The sequence below is a fragment of the Chania multitudinisentens RB-25 genome (assembly GCF_000520015.2).
GTDB lineage: Bacteria > Pseudomonadota > Gammaproteobacteria > Enterobacterales > Enterobacteriaceae > Chania > Chania multitudinisentens.
In genome coordinates this window covers 4,922,113-4,940,277 of the sequence record NZ_CP007044.2, presented here as the reverse complement: position 1 = coordinate 4,940,277, position 18,165 = coordinate 4,922,113, and the positions used below count along the sequence as shown (strand labels likewise).

Here is an 18,165-nt window from a genome sequence, read left to right as displayed (position 1 = left end):
AACGTGGCATTGTTCTGGGCATTGGAATCATGTCGTGTAGATCAGGAGAGCCGTCATGCTTAACGCTTGGCATCAACCCGTTCCCCCTTTTGTGGTGAAAAAAAGGCAATGTCTGGAGATCACGCTGTGGCTACAGGGTGATGATTTACCTGAGCAGGTCTTTTTGCGTACAGAACCGGATAATGAAGAATGGTTATTGAAAATGCAGGCGCAGGCCTCGGCCGGTTTGTGGTGTTATCATACCAGTCTGGCGCTGAATGAAGGGGAAGCGACCAGGCGCTATTGCTTCAAACTGCTGTGGGCCACACGGCAACAGTGGTTTGGCCCGCAGGGCTGGTCGTTGATACCGCCTGGGCAACTGGCACAGTTCGCCGTGGATGAGCCGAATAATAGCCCGATGTGGGTGGCCGATCAGGTGTTTTATCAGATATTCCCCGATCGTTTTGCCAGCAGCGGCGGGGCGCATGGTATTGAAAGCGGGAGTTATCACCATGATGCGGCCGGCTGCGATGTGGTTCGCCGTGATTGGCAACATCCGTTGGAAGGGAAACATGCGGCTTCCACCTTCTACGGCGGTGATCTGGATGGCATCAGTGAAAAACTGCCGTATCTGCAACAGCTTGGCGTGACGGCGTTATACCTCAACCCGATCTTTACCTCTCCGAGTGTGCATAAATACGACACAGAAGATTATTATCAGGTCGATCCCTACTTCGGTGGGAATGAGGCGCTACAGCGTTTGCGAGTAAGCACTCACCAGGTGGGTATCAAGATCATGCTGGATGGCGTGTTTAACCATACGGGCGACTCGCACCCGTGGTTCGATCGCCACCGGCAGGCGGAACAGGGTGCCTGCCATAATGCCGATTCCCCTTATCGCGGTTGGTTTAACTTTTATCCAAATGGCGAGGCGCTGGCCTGGAAAGGCCATACCAATCTACCAAAGCTCAATTTCGCTGAACCTCAGGTGGCGGAGGCGATTTATCGCGCTGATAACAGCGTGGTGCGTTACTGGATGCGGCCACCGTACAGTATCGACGGCTGGCGGCTGGATGTGGTGCATATGCTGGGTGAAAACGGCGGTGCTGAGGGTAACCTGCATCATCTGGCTGGGCTCTATCAAGTGGCTAAGCAAGAAAACCCCAACGCTTATATCTTGGGCGAACATTTTGGCGATGCACGCCGTTGGCTGCATGCCGGGGTTGAAGACGCCGCCATGAACTATGTGGGCTTTGCTTTACCGGTGCGGGCATTTCTGGCTGGGCAGGATGTGGCCTATCACCCGGTACAGATTGATGCCGCCACCTGCGCGGAGTGGATGGACGGTTACCGTGCTGGGTTGCCGCATAATCGTCAGTTGATACAGTTTAATCAACTAGACAGCCACGACACAGCGCGTTTCTTGACGATGCTGGAAAATAACCAGCGGCGCATGCAGATGGCAGCGGTGTGGTTGATAAGCTGGATTGGCGTGCCCTGTTTGTACTACGGCGATGAAATCGGTTTGGACGGCGGCAACGATCCGTTCTGCCGCAAGCCATTCCCCTGGGATGAGGGCGCATGGGACCACCCATTGTTGGCACTGTTCCGCCGCCTGATTGCGCTGCGCAAACAAAGCAAAGCGCTACGGCGCGGTGGCTGCCAGGTGCTGTATGCCGCAGGGGAAACGTTGGTGTTTGTACGTACTTACCAGCAAGAGCAAGTACTGGTGGCGCTACAACGCAGTGGTAGTGATGAAGTGCTGCTGCCTTACAGCCCGTTGCTGGCAAAAGGCGCATGGCAGCGGTTAGAGGGAGAAGGTGAACTCAACGCGGTAGATAATGGGCTGCAATTACGGTTAGGTGCAGAATCTGCCGCATTATGGCGGTTAGCAGAATAGAACATTCCATCCACTGGCACGGGGCCTTGCAGTAGGCCCTGATATATTTAGAGCCTATCCCATTAGGGTTATTTGGCCCTGAGTAGTGCTCGAAATCCTCACAGACTGCATGTACGCTCCGGTTTCTGTACGCGCCTACTGAGATAGGCTCTTAGCCTCAACCCCCCATTTCGTACTCCAACATCCTCTCCACGATATTGTGACCATGATCTTGTTCTGTAGAGTTTTTGGGCGACATGTTAACGATGTGTGACTTTGTTCAAACAAATGTTTTCTGCACTTTGGTTATATGATCCGAAATGTTCACGTTGTCATTTTGGATTTAAGAATGAAGTTATTTTTTAACTTAATGAATAATATAAATTAATAATTATCTATTGAGTTTTTTTCTGTAAAAATGACAACGTCAACATTTCGTTTTTGTATCGGTTAAATTTGATAATGGAGAAGGAAATGAGTCAGTTACCAGAGAAAATGAGTGCGGTGGTTTGCCATGGCCCGCAGGACTACCGTTTTGAACAAGTACCAACGCCGCTGCCGAAAGCCAAAGAGTTGGTGATCAAAGTTGAAGGCTGTGGGATCTGTGCCGGTGACTGTAAATGTAAAAACGGTGCTCAGATGTTTTGGGGGGAAACGCCGTGGGTAAAACCCCCGGTGGTGCCGGGCCATGAGTTCTATGGCCGGATTGTTGCCATGGGCGAAGGTGTAGAGAAAAAGTACAAGGTTGGCGAGCGGGTTATCGCTGAGCAGATCGTTCCTTGCTGGGAATGCCGCTATTGCAAATCCGGCAGCTATTGGATGTGTGAAACACATAATATTTACGGATTCCAAAAAGATGTTGCCGAAGGGGGGATGGCGGAATACATGCGTTTTTCTGAAAACGCCATTGTTCACAAAATTCCAGAAAGCCTCAGCCACGAGGATGCGGTGTTGATCGAACCGATGGCTTGCGCCATTCACACCGTTGCTCGCGGGGATATACAACTGGATGATGTGGTAGTGCTGGCCGGTGCCGGACCGCTGGGGTTGTGTATGGTACAGGTTGCTCGCCTGAAAACGCCAAAGAAACTGATCGTGATTGATGCTATTGATGAACGTCTGGAGCTTGCTAAAGAATTTGGCGCAGATGTTGTTATCAATCCACTGAAAGAGGATGCCGATAACATCGTTAAAGCGTTAACCGGTGGCTATGGCTGCGATGTTTATATTGAAGCAACGGGGGCTCCAATCGGGGTGACTCAGGGATTGCAAATGATCCGCAAACTGGGGCGTTTTGTGGAGTTCAGCGTATTTGGTAAAGAAACCACCGTTGACTGGTCAATTATCGGCGATCGTAAAGAGTTAGATATTCGCGGTGCTCATTTAGCGCCTTACAGTTATGAAATTGCTATCGATCTGTTTGAGCGTGGCTTAGTCACTTCCAGAGGCATAGTGACTCACAGTTATTCATTGAATGAGTGGGATACGGCTTTCGCGCTGGCTGATTCAACGGATTCAATTAAAGTTATTTTAGTCCCTTGATATTAAAAAATTAATTATAAAAAAGTACGTTTAACTCCTTCAGCAAGGTGGGGGTGATTGACGCTGTTAGTGATGTAATAAATAAAATGATATTAATTTTCTGATAGAAAAATGCCTGCACAATAGGAGAATAAAATATGTTTTCATTAGTTAAAAAAGTTCTTCCCGTTATGTTTGCCGGTAGTATGTTGCTCGCCAGTCAATCCGTTTTGGCGAAGCAGATTACGATCGGTGTTTCATTTCAGGAAATGAATAACGATTATTTTGTGGCAATGAAAGAAACATTAGAACAGGCCGCGAGTGATATTGGCGCGAAAGTTTATGTGGCAGATGCGCGTCATGATGTATCAAAACAAATTAACGATGTTGAAGATATGCTGCAAAAGAAAGTCGATATTTTGCTGATTAACCCAACGGATTCAGTGGGGGTACAGTCAGCGGTGATTTCGGCGCATAAAGCTGGGGCGGTAGTGGTGGCGATTGATGCCCAAGCGGAAGGGCCGCTGGATTCCTTTGTGGGGTCGGAAAACTACGATGCAGGTTTCCAGGCAGGCGAATATCTGGCGAAGTCGCTGGGTAATAAAGGCAAAGTGGCGATCCTGGATGGCATCCCGGTGGTTCCCATTCTTGAACGCGTGCGCGGCTTTGAGGATGCCATTAAAAAACATCCTGAGATGAAGATCGTCACCAAGCAAAATGGTAAACAAGAGCGCGATACGGCGCTGACGGTGACTGAAAATATACTGCAATCGACGCCCGATCTGGCCGGCCTTTTCAGCGTGAATGACGTGGGTGCCTTAGGAGCGTTGGCGGCGATCAAAAGCAATGGTTCCCAGGTCAAACTGGTGAGCGTTGACGGCCAATCAGAAGCGATTCAAGAGATCCTGAAACCTAACTCGCCGTTTATTGCTACTTCTGCACAATTCCCGCGCGATCAGATGCGCATTGCCTTGGGCATTGCGCTGGCTCGTTACTGGGGTGCCAATGTTCCGCAAACCATTCCGGTGAAAGTGAAGTTAATCGACAGCAGCAATGCGACAGGTTTTAGCTGGTAAACGCTCAGCATTGTTCTGTTTAGCGGCAGTTATCCCATATTACCAGGATATTTCCGCTCAGGCCGATTTACCTGAGCGGAATATTATACCCGTAATAGATCAGCTTGAAGTATGACGGGGATATTGGGAATAGGCTCGGAGGATAATATCGTGGCAGCATTATTAGAATTAAAACGGATTAAGAAATCCTTTCCGGGTGTAAAGGCATTAGATGGCATTGATCTTACTCTCCAACAGGGTGAAATACATGCCTTGCTGGGGGAGAATGGCGCGGGTAAATCGACACTGGTTAAAATCATGTGTGGTATTCACCAGCCGGACTCTGGCGAAATCATCATGGAAGGTAAAAGCTGCCGCTTTGATAATTATCGCCAGGCGATCAATGCGGGGGTGGGGATTATTTTTCAAGAATTCTCTCTTATTCCTTATATGAACGCCGTGGATAATATATTTCTCAATCGGGAAATCAAAAACCGCTGGGGATTATTAGACCGAAAAGCCATGCGCAAAAAAGCGGAATCTATTTTCAAGCGTTTGACGGTACATATCGATTTGGATTGCCCGGTTGAACAATTGAGCGTGGCACAACAGCAATTTGTTGAGATTGCCAAAGCGCTTTCGCTGGATGCGCGCGTTCTGGTACTGGATGAACCCACCGCCACATTAACGCCTGGCGAAGCCGAGCACTTGTTCAGTGTGATGAACGATCTGAAATTGCTCGGGGTTGGCATGGTGTTTATTTCACACCATCTGGATGAAATCTTCACCGTATGTGACCAGATAACCGTGCTGCGGGACGGTACCTATGTGCAGACCTTGCCAACGGCCAGCACCAATGTGGATGAATTGGTGAAGCTGATGGTTGGCCGCAAAATCGAGCACACGTTTCCGCTGAAATCGCACTTGGTTGACACCTCAACACGCTTGCTGGAGGCCAGTATTCAGCGTACCAAACACCACCAGGAAGATCGTTTTCATCTGTTCAAAGGGGAAATACTCGGTTTTGCCGGTTTGGTGGGGTCGGGCCGTACTGAAACGGTGTCCGCGCTGATTGGTGCAAGTGCTTGCTATCGCAAGCGCGTCAGCCTCAGTGGGCAAAACGCCACGCTGCGTAATCCGGCGTTGGCGTTGGAGCAAGGGATTGGCCTGCTGCCGGAAAACCGTAAAACCGAAGGGCTGGTGCTGCCGTTTTCCGTGGCGCAGAACATTACGCTCAACCGGCATGAACGGCGCGGCAAGATCTTTATTGATGCCCGTAAAGACAACGATATCGTGCAGCGCCTGATCCGTGAGGTTGGCGTAAAGACCTCAAGCCCGGATACCGTCGTCAGCACCCTGAGCGGGGGTAACCAGCAGAAGGTGGTGATTGCCCGCTGGCTGAACAATGACTGCAACATTCTCATCTTTGATGAGCCTACGCGGGGAATTGATGTCGGTGCGAAGGTCGAGATTTATCAGATGATGCAGCAGCTCACGCAGAAAGGCATTTCTATCATCATGATTTCATCCGAATTACCCGAAATCATCGGGGTTTGTGACCGCGTGTTGGTATTCCGTGGCGGGCACATTGTTGCCGAATTGACCGGCGATGAAATCGAGTCTCATAACATCATGCTTCATGCTACCGGGAGTGCATTATGATCGGAATTGAACAGTCTTCTACTGCGCAGCATGCCCCGGGGCAGAGCTTCAGCAAACGTTGGGAGAAATTACTGCATCACCCTGCGGTGCTGCCGTTTATCGGTTTCAGCATCCTGTTTTTATTGATGTGCGGGCTGAACGACAGTTTCCTGACGGTCAATAACCTGACCAACGTGGCACGACAAGTATCGATTAACGCCATTATTGCCGTGGGGATGACCTGCGCGATATTGACCGGCGGGATCGATCTCTCCGTCGGGCCGGTGATGGCGCTGTCCGGCTCTATTGCCGCCGGGCTGATGTTGGGCGGTATACCTATTCCTCTGGCGATGGTTGCCGCACTGCTGATCGGGGCCGTGTTTGGCCTGGCCAACGGGGCATGCATCGCTTATCTGCGCATGCCACCGATTATTGTAACTTTGGCCTCAATGGGGATTGCCCGTGGTTTGGCGCTGCTGTACACCGGCGGTTACCCGATTTCCGGCCTGCCAGACATGTTCTCCTTCTTTGGGCGCGGCACGGTATTGGGCATTCAGGTGCCGATCCTGATCATGGCCGGGGTCTATATTCTGGCCTGGATCATGCTCAATCATCTGTCATTTGGCCGTTACGTTTACGCCATCGGCGGCAACGAAGAGGCGGCACGCCTGAGCGGTATTCGCGTACCACGCTACAAAGTGCTGGTGTATGTGGTCAGTGGAGTCACCGCCGCGTTAGCTGGCTTGGTGCTGACTTCGCGCTTGATGAGCGGGCAACCGAATGCGGGCGAAGGTTTTGAACTGGATGCGATTGCCGCTGTGGTGCTAGGGGGCGCGGCGATCTCTGGCGGCAGAGGCGCAATTATCGGCACCCTGGTGGGAGCCATGATGCTTGGCGTGTTGAATAACGGCCTCAACCTGATGAGCGTGTCGCCGTATATCCAGAACGTGGTCAAGGGCGGCATCATCCTTGCTGCTATCTACCTTAGCTCCAGCCGGCGCAAGTAGAGGTTGATATGGGGTATTTTCTGGGAGTTGATATTGGCGGCACCGTAATCAAAGCGGGTTTATACCGCGCTAACGGTGATGAAGTCGCCGTTGCAGAATGTGATGGTGAAGCGCTAGCCGTGCAGCCTGGTTTCAGTGAGCGCGAAATGGAAGCGCTGTGGCAGGATTTGTGCTCAACCATCCGCCAGGTGCTCAGTTTGGCTTCGGTAGCGGGTGAACAGGTGCGCGGCATCAGTTTTTCATCGCATGGTAAAGGGTTGTATGCCATTGATAAACAGGGTAAGCCGGTGCGAAACGGCATTGTTTCATCGGATACCCGCGCCAGCGCGATGGTCACCGATTTGCAACGGCAAGGGGTGGAGGAGATGGTTTATCCTCGTAGTTTACAGCCCATCTGGAGCAGCCATCCGGCGGTGTTATTACGTTGGCTGAAGCAACACGAACCTGCTCAGTATGCAGCGATCGATTATGTGCTGATGGCGCACGACTATCTGCGTTTTCGCCTGACGGGTGAAGTAGCGGCGGAGATAACCAACATCTCTGGCAGCAACCTGTTTAACCAGCAGAATGGGGGCTACGATCCGCAATTGATGGCAGTGTTTGGCATTGACGAAGTAGCCGATAAAACCGCGCCGCTGTTGGGATCGGCAGAGTTGGCCGGGCGAGTCACGGCCACTGCCGCTGCACAGTGTGGGCTGCCAGCGGGAACCGCCGTGTATGGCGGTCTGTTTGACGTGGTAGGGGCGGCATTGTGTTCGGGGGTGGTTGATGATCGCACCTTGAGTGCGGTCGCAGGCACCTGGTCGATTGCCACCTGCGTGACTGAGAGCGTGCTGCCATCTACACATCCCTTTGCCTGGGGGCGTTACTGCATGGCAGATCGCTACTTTGTGCATGAAGGCAGCCCGACATCCGCAGCTAATCTGGCCTGGTTCTTACGCCAGTTTTGTAACAACGATCATCAACGCTATGCACAGTTTAACCGCTGGGTGGCTGAACGCAGTGAACGGCCAAGCGACATCGTATTTTTACCTTATCTGTATGGTTCCAACCTCAACAGCAACCTGCCGGGCGCGCTGATCGGCCTGAGCGGCCACCATGAAATGGCGGATATTGTTCATGCTATTTATCAGGGCATCCTGTTCTCGCACCTGATTCATCAGGATCGCATGGTGGCACTAAACCCGCGGGTGGAGCGAATCCGTATGACCGGTGGGCCAACGCAGTCTGCCGTCTGGATGCAGATGTTTGCCAACGCGGGTAATTTGCCGCTGGAGGTGGTGGATATTCAGCAAAGCGGTTGCCGCGCGGCAGCGATTTGTGCCGCCGTGGGAGCGGGAGAATATGCCAACTTTACCGAAGCGGTGCAGGTTATTCAGCCTGAATTACATACCTATTTTCCCGATGCGGCGGCTAACCGGCGCTTACGCGATCGATTTACGGGCTATCTGGAGATCGCCCAAGCACTCAGTGAGGTCAATAATGCAAGCCACTAATACGGTGTGCCTGGGGCTGTATGAGAAAGCCTTACCGGCGCAGCTTGATTGGGCGCAGCGGCTGGATATTGCCAGCGAGCTGGGTTTCCAGTTTATGGAAATTTCGATAGATGAACAGCCTGAACGCCAACAGCGTTTGGATTGGGATCGTCAACAACGGTTGGCGTTGCTTAACGCCCGTTTCGACAGCGGTATTGCGTTGCCCAGCATGTGTTTGTCGGCACACCGGCGTTACCCTTTTGGCAGCAGCGACGCGGCGACACGCCAGCAGGCGCGCACCTTGATGGATAAAGCACTGAACTTTGCCGTGGATATAGGGATTCGGAATATTCAACTGGCGGGGTATGACGTTTATTACGAAAGCTCGGATCGCCATACGCGAGAGCGCTTTATGGAAGGCATGCAGTGGGCGGTGGCGCTGGCGGCCAAGGCCCAGGTGATGCTCTCGGTGGAGATCATGGATACCCCCTTTATGAACAGCATCAGCAAATGGCGTGAATTTGCCCGGCAGATTGCCAGCCCGTGGTTCACCGTCTACCCCGATATTGGCAACCTGAGTGCCTGGGGTAACGACGTGGCTTACGAACTTGAGCAGGGTATTGATCAGATCACCGCCATTCACTTGAAAGACACCTTACCGGTGGCCCCCGGGGCCGCAGGGATGTTCCGCGATGTGCCTTTTGGCAGCGGCTGCGTTGATTTTGCCCATACGTTTTCCGTTTTAAACCGGTTGAAGTACCGAGGGCCGTTCCTGCTGGAAATGTGGGCGCGCAACGATGGTGAGGATAAGCAACATATCGCTCAGGCAAAACACTGGATCGAGCAACAGATGAAAATGGGGGGTATCGCATGTTAAGCGAACTGAAACAGCAGGTGTTGGCGGCGAATCTCAGCCTGCCAGGTTACGGTTTGGTGACCTTCACCTGGGGAAATGTGTCGGCTATCGATCGCCAACAAGGGCTGGTGGTGATTAAACCTTCGGGGATCGCTTATGAAGAGATGACTCTGAAAGATTTGGTGGTGGTGGATTTAGACGGTGTGGTGCGGGAAGGGCAGCGTAAACCTTCTTCTGATACTGACACCCATCTGGCGTTGTATCGCGCATTTCCTCACATCGGCGGCATTGTGCATACCCATAGCCGTAATGCCACCATTTGGGCGCAGGCCGGTCAGGCTATCCCGGCGCTTGGCACTACACATGCGGACTATTTTTATGGCGACATCCCTTGCACGCGCCCAATGAGTGAGAGTGAAATTGCCGGTGACTATGAACGGGAAACCGGTCAGGTGATTATCGAAACCTTTCAGCGCGCAGGGTGCGATCCGCAGCAAGTGCCGGGAGTGCTGGTCTATTCTCACGGCCCGTTTGCCTGGGGGAAAACGGCGGCTGATGCTGTGCATAATGCGGTGGTGCTGGAGGAAGTGGCGGCAATGGCGATGGCTACGCGGCAATTGGTACCCGCGATCTCACCGATGCAGCCGACATTATTGGATAAGCACTTTTTACGCAAGCACGGTAAAAATGCTTATTATGGTCAGTGACGGCGCAGGATAGCCTGCGTTTGATTGCCAGGTTGCCGCAGGGTTGGGCAACCTGGATGAGCCCAGGATCTTACGGAATAAGCTGCATCCCGGTAAAAAATTCGCGTCTTAAAGGCCGGTCGTTACGATTATTTTTGATGGCATCAAACAATAACTCTGCGGCTATTTCCCCCAGCATCTGGGTATCGTGGTAAACGCCGGCAATATGTAAACCGTAATCCCAGGCTTTAGGGGGTTCATCAATGGAAAAGAACTTTATCCGCTCATAAATATTAAGCTGGTGACAAATAGAAATGGCACCAAGAGTGATAATGCCATTCAAGCCGACGATATAATCTGGCTGGTTTTCCGGGGCAGCGAGGTACTCTTTCACCCGTGCCGCCTGTGAAATAAAATCGTAATCGCCATTGATGATGGTGACTTCGCTTTTTCTTTTTTCTAATGCTTCAACGATACCTCGGGTACGTGCCAGAGTTATTTCCGAATCGGCAGGGCCGCCGAGAATGAGGATGTTACTTTCCGGCTGTGCGGCAAGGTATTTTCCAGCAAGGTGACCAATTTCCTGATTGTTAAGAAATACACCGCTAAGTTTCTGGTTATAGATATCTCTGTCGATAAGAATCAGCGGGGTGTGATAACGTTCGGCCTGGTTGAGATAGGCCGGTTGATAGTGCTTATCATCGCGAACGGCCGAGAGCAGAATACCGCGAGCTTTATAACCGAACAGTGCCTGGATCGCCTGCATTTCAGCCTCTTCACTGCCGTCGGTATCGAACAGCATGATCTGATAACCTTGCAAACGTGCAATGCGCGAGACGGTTTGAATTAACCCGGAATAAAATGGGTTATACATGCTGCTGGTGACAATACCAATAATCTGACTGCTGCTTTTTTTTAATCCCTGAGCAAAAGCGTTAGGGACATAATTCATCTCTTTGGCGATGGCATGAATCTTTTCTAGCGTTTCTGGCTTCAGCAATTCGGGTTTATTAAAAGCACGGGAAACGGTGATGTTGGTCACGTTGGCTCGGCGGGCAATGTCTACAATGGTGGCATTTGAATTAGCTTTTGACACCGTCAATCCTTGCTTTATGTATCAACAGATCTCTTATTGTAAGGAAGCCACCTACAGGATGCCAGATGTAATCGATCGCCTGTGGTTTTCAGCTTGGGTTGGCGATCGGCGTATGATTGTACGGCAGTAAGGCGATGTTGGGTAATAGGCTGTTTTCTTGGTGTTTTCTGTCCATATCTCTGATTCGGAAAACCTTTAGTCACCCGTATTACATCCATCGATGTTGTTGCTCAATACGTTTGGGTATCTGACGTACTCACTGAGTTTGCGGAACCTGGAAGAGGTGAGGGCAGAACGCAGTATTGTTATTAAACATTACATCCTTCACTGTTTTGTTGGCATGTGTGCACAGTGGGTTGTTGGTAGTGAATGAATGGGAGCTTATATCAAAATCAAAAGCCAATAGAAAATATTAATACCGCCCGGCTGATGTTACCGACCAGATCATTGATTTCTTGCTGACTGTCAGGCGGGGTACCATCGCTGCATTGCGCTTCTTTCGCGCGGTTATTCATCATCAAACATGCTGCCAATATTACCCCTGACACTCTCAATGCCAGTAAACCATTAAAGACGATGATAAGCAGGTAGAGAAATGCCGAAATAATCTTGTGTGTTGGGATTATCGAAACATAAAACGATGAATACACCTGATATTGGGATTCAAATCACTTCAATGATTTTAAACCCGGCTGGCAGGTATTGGCGGGCACGCATAATGCTTAAAAAACAGTTTTAGCATCCAGACCCGCGGTGGACTAGCCTTGGTGTAACATTTTTATCTGTTAACTATGACAAAAATTAGGCAGGTCAGACTTTTTCATCTTTTCTATACTAAGCTAACGTGATAATACCCTTTAATAGGATAGGCCGTTAAGAATACTTATGAGGTATAAAAAAATATTACTATTCTGAAATAAAATAATGAATTAGAGTATTCCTAGTTAATGTTCTTAAGGAAGATGTTTAATGCACCTGATTTATAATTTTCTCAATACTAAAGGCTTGGTTGGTATATGATAGATTAAAACATTCAATGCCAACATAAATATTACTATAGCGCCAGCACCACATAGGGAAATACTGAATCCTGTGCGAAAGTTATTCTGTTGACTGCCTGAGGAACAGCCATCAAATTTTTGCTGACTTTCTTATGCTTACATGACAGACCCATAATGATTTTTATAGGGTATAAAAACATTACTATCCAGGGATGGGATGATGAATTGGAGAGTTCTTCGTTAATGTTTTGAAGAATATCCACCCTCCTTGTTTATTATTTCCCTTAAAATTACTGCCTTGATTAGGATGTGATGGATTAAAAAATGATATCAACTAAAACATCATAATGGATAAGGTTATTGAATGAGGATAGAAATGAATTTTTTCTTCAATCAAGAAATTGTGACGCCTGATTAAAATTTTCAGAGCAATTCATTTCGATCACCATATAAATTATTTTTATGAGTGAATATTCAATCTCAATGACCAGTAAATAATATTCCGTTTGTAATAGTTCTTCACAGAAGCATTATCGGGCGCTATTGGCCGAGCGGTGAGCTCACCACAATCAATAGCATTAGAGAGAACGATGCTTTGGCATCACATTAAATAAAATTACGGATGAACCGTATCTTAAAGGAAATTATTAAATGAAAAAGAATATTATCGTTGTCACTCTGGTTGCCGCTGCTGCTATGGGTTCTGTTTCTACCTTCGCTGCGGATGGTCAGATTAATTTCACCGGCGAAATTATCGATGCTGCCTGTGAAGTGGTGAACAACGTAAATAACCCACTGGCTGTTACTTTGGGCAGAGTGGCTAAAACCGCGTTTGACGGTAAGGGAACAACCGCTGCGGCCACCGGATTTACTCTGCAATTGAAAAACTGCCCGGCAACACTGACGGGCGCAACAGTGAAATTTGATGGTACCACGGTAGCGGGTGACAACAGCGTATTGGCCTTGACTCAAGAGGCTGGTGTAGCGCAAGGCGTGGGTATCCAACTGTCTGATTCCAGCCAAGACGCTCTGCCGTTGAATACGGCATCTGCTTCTTACCCACTGGCATCAACAGGCACTAATAACCTGGATTTCGTTGCACGCTATGTTGCCACAGCAACAACAGTGACCGCAGGCCCTGCTAACGCCACAGCCAGCTTCACCATCAACTACAACTGATATTTGGCCTGATTACCGTAGGCCATGAAATAACGGGGGAAATCCCCCCGTTATTATTTAATTTATCCAGAGAGTCCAATATGAAAGTTTTATCTTCACTCATTTTAACCTTGTTATTCACCGCCAATCTGGCGCAAGCAGGTGTGATTGTGGGGGGGACCCGGCTGATTTACGACGGCGGTAAAAAGGAGTCTTCACTGAGCGTCAATAACCCGGATAAAACGGCCTATCTGATTCAGAGTTGGGTTGAAGGGGCTACGGATGCTGAGAAAGCCCCCTTTATCGTCACTCCCCCGTTGTTCCGCTTGAATGGTGGCAAGGAAAACCTCCTGCGCGTGGTACGAGCGGGTGGCAATCTACCAACTGATAAAGAGTCGCTGTTTTGGATGAATATCAAGTCTATCCCCTCGATAGAGCAAGACAGCGACAAAAACACATTGCAGATCGCCATAAAAACACGCATCAAGCTGATTTATCGCCCACAGGGGCTGAAAGGCACCCCGGAAGATGTTGCCGGAACTCTCATCTGGCAACGTTTTGGTAATGGCATACAGGTCACTAACCCAACCTCGTTTTATATGAACTTCCAGAAGGTGAGCGTAGCGGGCAGAGAGGTGAAAGAAGCAACCTATGTCGCACCAGGCAGTACCACCCGCTTTGCCTTACCCGCAGGCACTGGCGTGGGCAATGTGAGCTGGGCACTTATTAGTGATTACGGTAGTACGGGTAAAGAGTACACCAAGGCGTTGTAAATAAACCGCCAAATAAATACGCAGTTACTTAACGGTCCCAACTACGGTTTGCAACCAGTTGGGAAATAAAAGGCACGGGAACAAGGATTTTCTCCTGTAGGCCATGGGATAAAACATGTCGATTATTATAAAGGCCGCGTACATGTCTAAGAATGTGAAAAAAAGTCAACCTTCGTTGCGCGTCAATCCGCTCGCTTATTTTATTGCAGCACAGATGGCTTTGCTGAGCGGCATGGCTTTCGAAGCGCAGGCGCGTGAATCGTTTAACCCGGCCTTGTTGGAGGCAGGAGGGGGGGCGCAACATCAGGGCAATACTGACCTGTCTCTGTTTGAAGATGGGGTATCGCAGGCACCAGGCATCTATCGGGTCGATATCTACCTTAATAACGAGCAGCGGGATACATACAACGTTGAATTCAAGGCCGGAGAGAACAGCGAAGAGCAAGACTACCTGCAACCTTGCCTGAGTGTGGAACAATTGAAAGCAATGGGGGTGAAAACCGACCTGTTTCCTGCTCTGGGTAAAGCAGGCGCATCCTGTGCCAATTTGAGCGCCATTCCGCAAGCCAGTACCGAGTTCCGTTTCGACGCTCAACAATTGCTGTTGAGCATTCCCCAGGCGGCTTTGTCACAGACAGCACGTGGCTCGGTACCGGAAAGTCAGTGGGATAACGGTATCCCGGCCCTATTACTGAATTACAGTCTGAGCGGGGCGAATACCGAGAGGCGCAATAATGAAGGGAGCAACACCAGCAGCCAGTTTGCCAACCTGCGCCCCGGTATCAACCTTGGCCCATGGCGTTTGCGTAACTACACGACCTGGAACCGCGATGGTCAGGGGCAGAATGACTGGAATACGGTGTACACCTATGCTGCGCGTGATATCAAGGTACTCAAGAGCCAACTGCTTCTGGGGGACAGTACCTCGCCAAGCGATGTGTTTGACAGCGTACCGTTTCGTGGGGCTCAGATAGCCTCGGACGATGACATGATTCCTGACAGCCTGAAAGGCTATGCGCCGGTCATTCGCGGTATCGCTCGCACCAACGCTCAGGTGATCATCCGCCAAAATGGTTATGTGATTTACCAGAGCTTTGTGGCACCAGGAGCCTTTGAAATCACTGATATGTACCCTACTGGGGGCAGCGGCAACCTGTTTGTCACCATTCGCGAGTCGGACGGTAGAGAACAACAACTGGTAGTACCGTATGCATCAGTACCTGTGTTGCAACGTGAAGGCCGCCTGAAATACGCAGTGACCGGCGGGCAATACCGTGCTTACGACAACAGTGTCGAGAAAACCCCCTTCGGTCAGGCCACCGCTATTTACGGCCTGCCATATGGTCTAACCGCCTACGGCGGTGGGCAGTTTGCCAGCATGTACCATGCATTAGCATTGGGGGTGGGGAAAAACCTCGGTGACTTTGGCGCTCTGTCTGCTGACGTAACCCAGGCGTGGTCCACGCTGCAAGACCGGCCGAAGGACAATGGCCAGTCATGGCGTATTCGTTACAGCAAGAACTTTGTACAAACCGGCACCAACTTTGCCATCGCCGGTTACCGTTACTCTACCGATGGCTACTTCAGCTTACAGGAAGTATTGGATACCTATCGTGACAGAGGGAGCCGCCCATTGGTTGAGCGCCGTCGTAACCGTTCTGAACTGACCATGAATCAGAATTTGTGGGAAGGTGCCGGGGCGTTGTCGCTGAGTTGGATAAGTGAAGACTACTGGAATAGCAACCGTACAATGCGCTCTGTTGGGGCTGGCTACAACAACAGTTGGAACGGTATCAGTTACAGCCTGAATTACAGCTACAGCAGGAACGCGGCGGCTAACGGCAGCGGCGGGAGCGGACGAGTATACGATAAAGACCAAGTGTTCTCTCTGAACGTAAGTGTGCCACTGGACCGCTGGATGAAGAACACTTATGCCAACTACAGTATGAACAGCAGTCAAAGAGGCGGGGCATCACACGCTGCTGGTATGAGTGGCACGGCATTGGCGAACAACAACCTGAGCTGGAGTGTACAGCAAGGTTATGGCACCCAAGGCGTAGGTAACAGCGGCAATCTGAATGCCGATTACCGTGGCACCTATGGGCAGGTGAACGCCGGTTACGGGTATGACCGCAACAATCAGCGTTTTAACTATGGGGTACAAGGGGGCATTATCGCCCATGCAAATGGTATCACTTTCGGTCAGCCACTAGGGGAAACCGTGGCGTTGGTTAAAGCGCCGGGGGCCAACGGTGTTGGGGTGAGTAGCCAGACCGGAGTGAAAACCGACTGGCGGGGCTATGCCATCGTGCCTTATACCAGCCCATACCGTAAAAACACCGTACAGTTAAATACGGAAACGCTGGCAGATAACGTTGAACTCGCCTTGGCGAGCCAGAAGGTGGTACCGACCAGAGGGGCAGTGGTACGTGCTGATTTTGAAACCAGTATAGGGCAACGTGTCCTGATGACTCTGTTGCGCGCAGGTGGTGCACCGGTACCGTTTGGTGCCACGGTCAACGATCCGGCACAAAATTCGGCCCAGGGTTTTATCGTGGGCGATCAGGGTCAAGTATATCTGACTGGGCTGGCACAGAGTGGTTCCCTGAAGGTGAAATGGGGCTCAAGTGCGGATCAGCAGTGTCAGGTGACATATAACTTGGCGAAACCAACGGTAGACAACGCGGGTGTTCAGTTAGCCAATGGACAGTGTTTGTAATTTGCCATGACGATAAATGAAAACTGAACCCACATTCGGCCTATGGAAAGCAGTATCACTCAAGACAGGTTGGCTGGATTCATTAAATATTTAAGGATATCTAAAGCATGATATTTGCAAAATATAAGACATTAATACTTTTTCTTATAAGTGTATTTTCTGTTGGAAACGCATATGCATTGAAATGCGTAAATGCTTCTGATAGCAGTGTAAGATTAGAAGAGAATATCGGTAGTGTTGCTGTTCCTAACACTATGGATAACGGTGTTACTGTGTGGCGCTCAGAAAATAGAGTAATGAGAGTTCAATGCTGGAAAGATTTCTCAGGAACACAAGAGTACGCTTATTTTTATTTCGATCCTGCGAAGGCAAGTTTACACCCAGGAGTTAGAGTGGGTGTTAATTTAGGTGGTATTGATATTCCAGACATTACGGCGAGTTTTCGGCAGCAGATTCCCAATGTAGTCATACCTACTTGCACTAACACCGAGGCATATTGTAAAGCAAATCGTTCAGTTTTCTTTGATATTAACTACTACGTTTATATTGCAAGGAATGGTACGGCAACAGGAAATTATTCAGGTGCGAATACCTTAGATGTTTTCCAAATTGATGGTGTTGGTGGGTTAAATATCGCAGTTAACTCTAACTTTCGCTATGCAACAACGAATATGAATGGGATCCGCTTTCTATCTTGTAATGCAAATTTATCAGTATATCCAAGTATCGTAGATTTTGGTCGAGTTTATATTCCCGGTTTAGTGGTGCCTGGTGTTGTAGCTAAAGATGTTGACTTTAACATTGATGTAAACAAAAGCTGCACAGATCCAATGCTGTTGACGGCAACATATTCATCAACGTCATCGGTATATGATAATAATACCAGGGCTTTGCTTGATGGTGTTGGGTTGAAAATAAAAAATCTAAATACCAATGAATATATTGGTTATAACAATGTGGAGAGTTTTGCTGATTTAAGAGTGACGAATTCCGTATCTGTTCCATTCAAAGCAGAGCTTGTTTGGTTAAATAATAATCCATCGACTGGACAGATTAACTCAACGTTGACAATTACTGCTTACTATAACTGATTTATTGATATCGCTCTAAAAAATTGTCGATAATCATCTCTGATTTTTTGCTGAAAGAATAGCGGCGGATACTATTCAGAGGTCGGCATTTTCAGAGCGAAGTCATTTTCATGGGGGTTTATGGTATTGAAAAGAGGGTATCAGTGCTCATGAGCTCCATGAAGTATGTCCTTGAGGTAGCCAATATCAATCTTCGCTAATACATCTCAAAATAAAAGGGAAAGAATG

General features: G+C 49.4%; 14 protein-coding genes. 12 read left to right on the top strand and 2 right to left on the bottom strand.

The genetic code is table 11. The features are described 5' to 3' along the window. Positions 1 to 55 precede the first annotated feature (55 nt). The 8 genes from malZ (at position 56) to araD (ending at position 10,120) form a co-directional block, all read left to right on the top strand. Positions 56 to 1,879 carry a maltodextrin glucosidase gene (gene malZ, locus Z042_RS21985; protein WP_024913833.1) on the top strand — a complete coding sequence of 608 codons (1,824 nt, stop codon included), beginning with the start codon at positions 56 to 58 and terminating at the stop codon, positions 1,877 to 1,879. A 453-nt stretch (positions 1,880 to 2,332) separates the two neighbouring features. Beyond that, complete coding sequence (locus Z042_RS21980; protein WP_024913834.1) at positions 2,333 to 3,400, top strand: alcohol dehydrogenase catalytic domain-containing protein; 1,068 nt, start codon at positions 2,333 to 2,335, stop codon at positions 3,398 to 3,400. A gap of 137 nt (positions 3,401 to 3,537) precedes the next feature. Further along, positions 3,538 to 4,455, top strand: a complete 918-nt coding sequence (locus Z042_RS21975) for a substrate-binding domain-containing protein (RefSeq protein ID WP_024913835.1) — start codon at positions 3,538 to 3,540, stop codon at positions 4,453 to 4,455. Positions 4,456 to 4,605: 150 nt separating this feature from the next. Further along, positions 4,606 to 6,096, top strand: a complete 1,491-nt coding sequence (locus Z042_RS21970) for a sugar ABC transporter ATP-binding protein (protein ID WP_024913836.1) — start codon at positions 4,606 to 4,608, stop codon at positions 6,094 to 6,096. Continuing rightward, positions 6,093 to 7,082, top strand: coding sequence for an ABC transporter permease (locus Z042_RS21965; RefSeq protein WP_024913837.1), 990 nt, complete (start codon positions 6,093 to 6,095; stop codon positions 7,080 to 7,082). Before Z042_RS21970 ends, Z042_RS21965 begins: the two co-directional genes overlap by 4 nt. 8 nt (positions 7,083 to 7,090) lie before the next feature. Next, positions 7,091 to 8,578: an FGGY-family carbohydrate kinase gene (locus Z042_RS21960; RefSeq protein WP_024913838.1), complete on the top strand. Its 1,488-nt coding sequence runs from the start codon at positions 7,091 to 7,093 to the stop codon at positions 8,576 to 8,578. Further along, positions 8,565 to 9,434, top strand: a complete 870-nt coding sequence (locus tag Z042_RS21955) for an L-ribulose-5-phosphate 3-epimerase (protein ID WP_024913839.1) — start codon at positions 8,565 to 8,567, stop codon at positions 9,432 to 9,434. Before Z042_RS21960 ends, Z042_RS21955 begins: the two co-directional genes overlap by 14 nt. Further along, complete coding sequence (araD, locus tag Z042_RS21950; protein ID WP_024913840.1) at positions 9,428 to 10,120, top strand: L-ribulose-5-phosphate 4-epimerase; 693 nt, start codon at positions 9,428 to 9,430, stop codon at positions 10,118 to 10,120. Before Z042_RS21955 ends, araD begins: the two co-directional genes overlap by 7 nt. A gap of 70 nt (positions 10,121 to 10,190) precedes the next feature. Here the strand turns inward: araD and Z042_RS21945 are convergent, their stop codons facing one another. Next, the gene (locus Z042_RS21945) at positions 10,191 to 11,195 is read right to left on the bottom strand and encodes a LacI family DNA-binding transcriptional regulator (protein ID WP_024913841.1); all 1,005 of its coding nucleotides are present in this window, start codon (positions 11,193 to 11,195) and stop codon (positions 10,191 to 10,193) included. A 392-nt stretch (positions 11,196 to 11,587) separates the two neighbouring features. Then, complete coding sequence (locus tag Z042_RS26750) at positions 11,588 to 11,713, bottom strand: hypothetical protein (protein WP_257720496.1); 126 nt, start codon at positions 11,711 to 11,713, stop codon at positions 11,588 to 11,590. A 1,134-nt stretch (positions 11,714 to 12,847) separates the two neighbouring features. On the opposite strand from Z042_RS26750, the gene Z042_RS21940 reads away from it, so the two are divergent. From Z042_RS21940 to Z042_RS21925, 4 genes are all read left to right on the top strand, one after another. Continuing rightward, the gene (locus Z042_RS21940; protein WP_024913842.1) at positions 12,848 to 13,375 is read left to right on the top strand and encodes a fimbrial protein; all 528 of its coding nucleotides are present in this window, start codon (positions 12,848 to 12,850) and stop codon (positions 13,373 to 13,375) included. Between the two features lie 80 nt (positions 13,376 to 13,455). Then, a complete protein-coding gene (locus tag Z042_RS21935) occupies positions 13,456 to 14,127 on the top strand; it encodes a fimbrial biogenesis chaperone (RefSeq protein ID WP_024913843.1) in 672 nt (223 codons plus the stop codon). A gap of 142 nt (positions 14,128 to 14,269) precedes the next feature. Continuing rightward, positions 14,270 to 16,846: a fimbria/pilus outer membrane usher protein gene (locus tag Z042_RS21930; protein WP_024913844.1), complete on the top strand. Its 2,577-nt coding sequence runs from the start codon at positions 14,270 to 14,272 to the stop codon at positions 16,844 to 16,846. A gap of 107 nt (positions 16,847 to 16,953) precedes the next feature. After that, positions 16,954 to 17,937 (top strand): fimbrial protein, encoded by a 984-nt coding sequence (locus Z042_RS21925; RefSeq protein ID WP_024913845.1) that lies wholly within the window; start codon positions 16,954 to 16,956, stop codon positions 17,935 to 17,937. Positions 17,938 to 18,165: the final 228 nt, after the last annotated feature.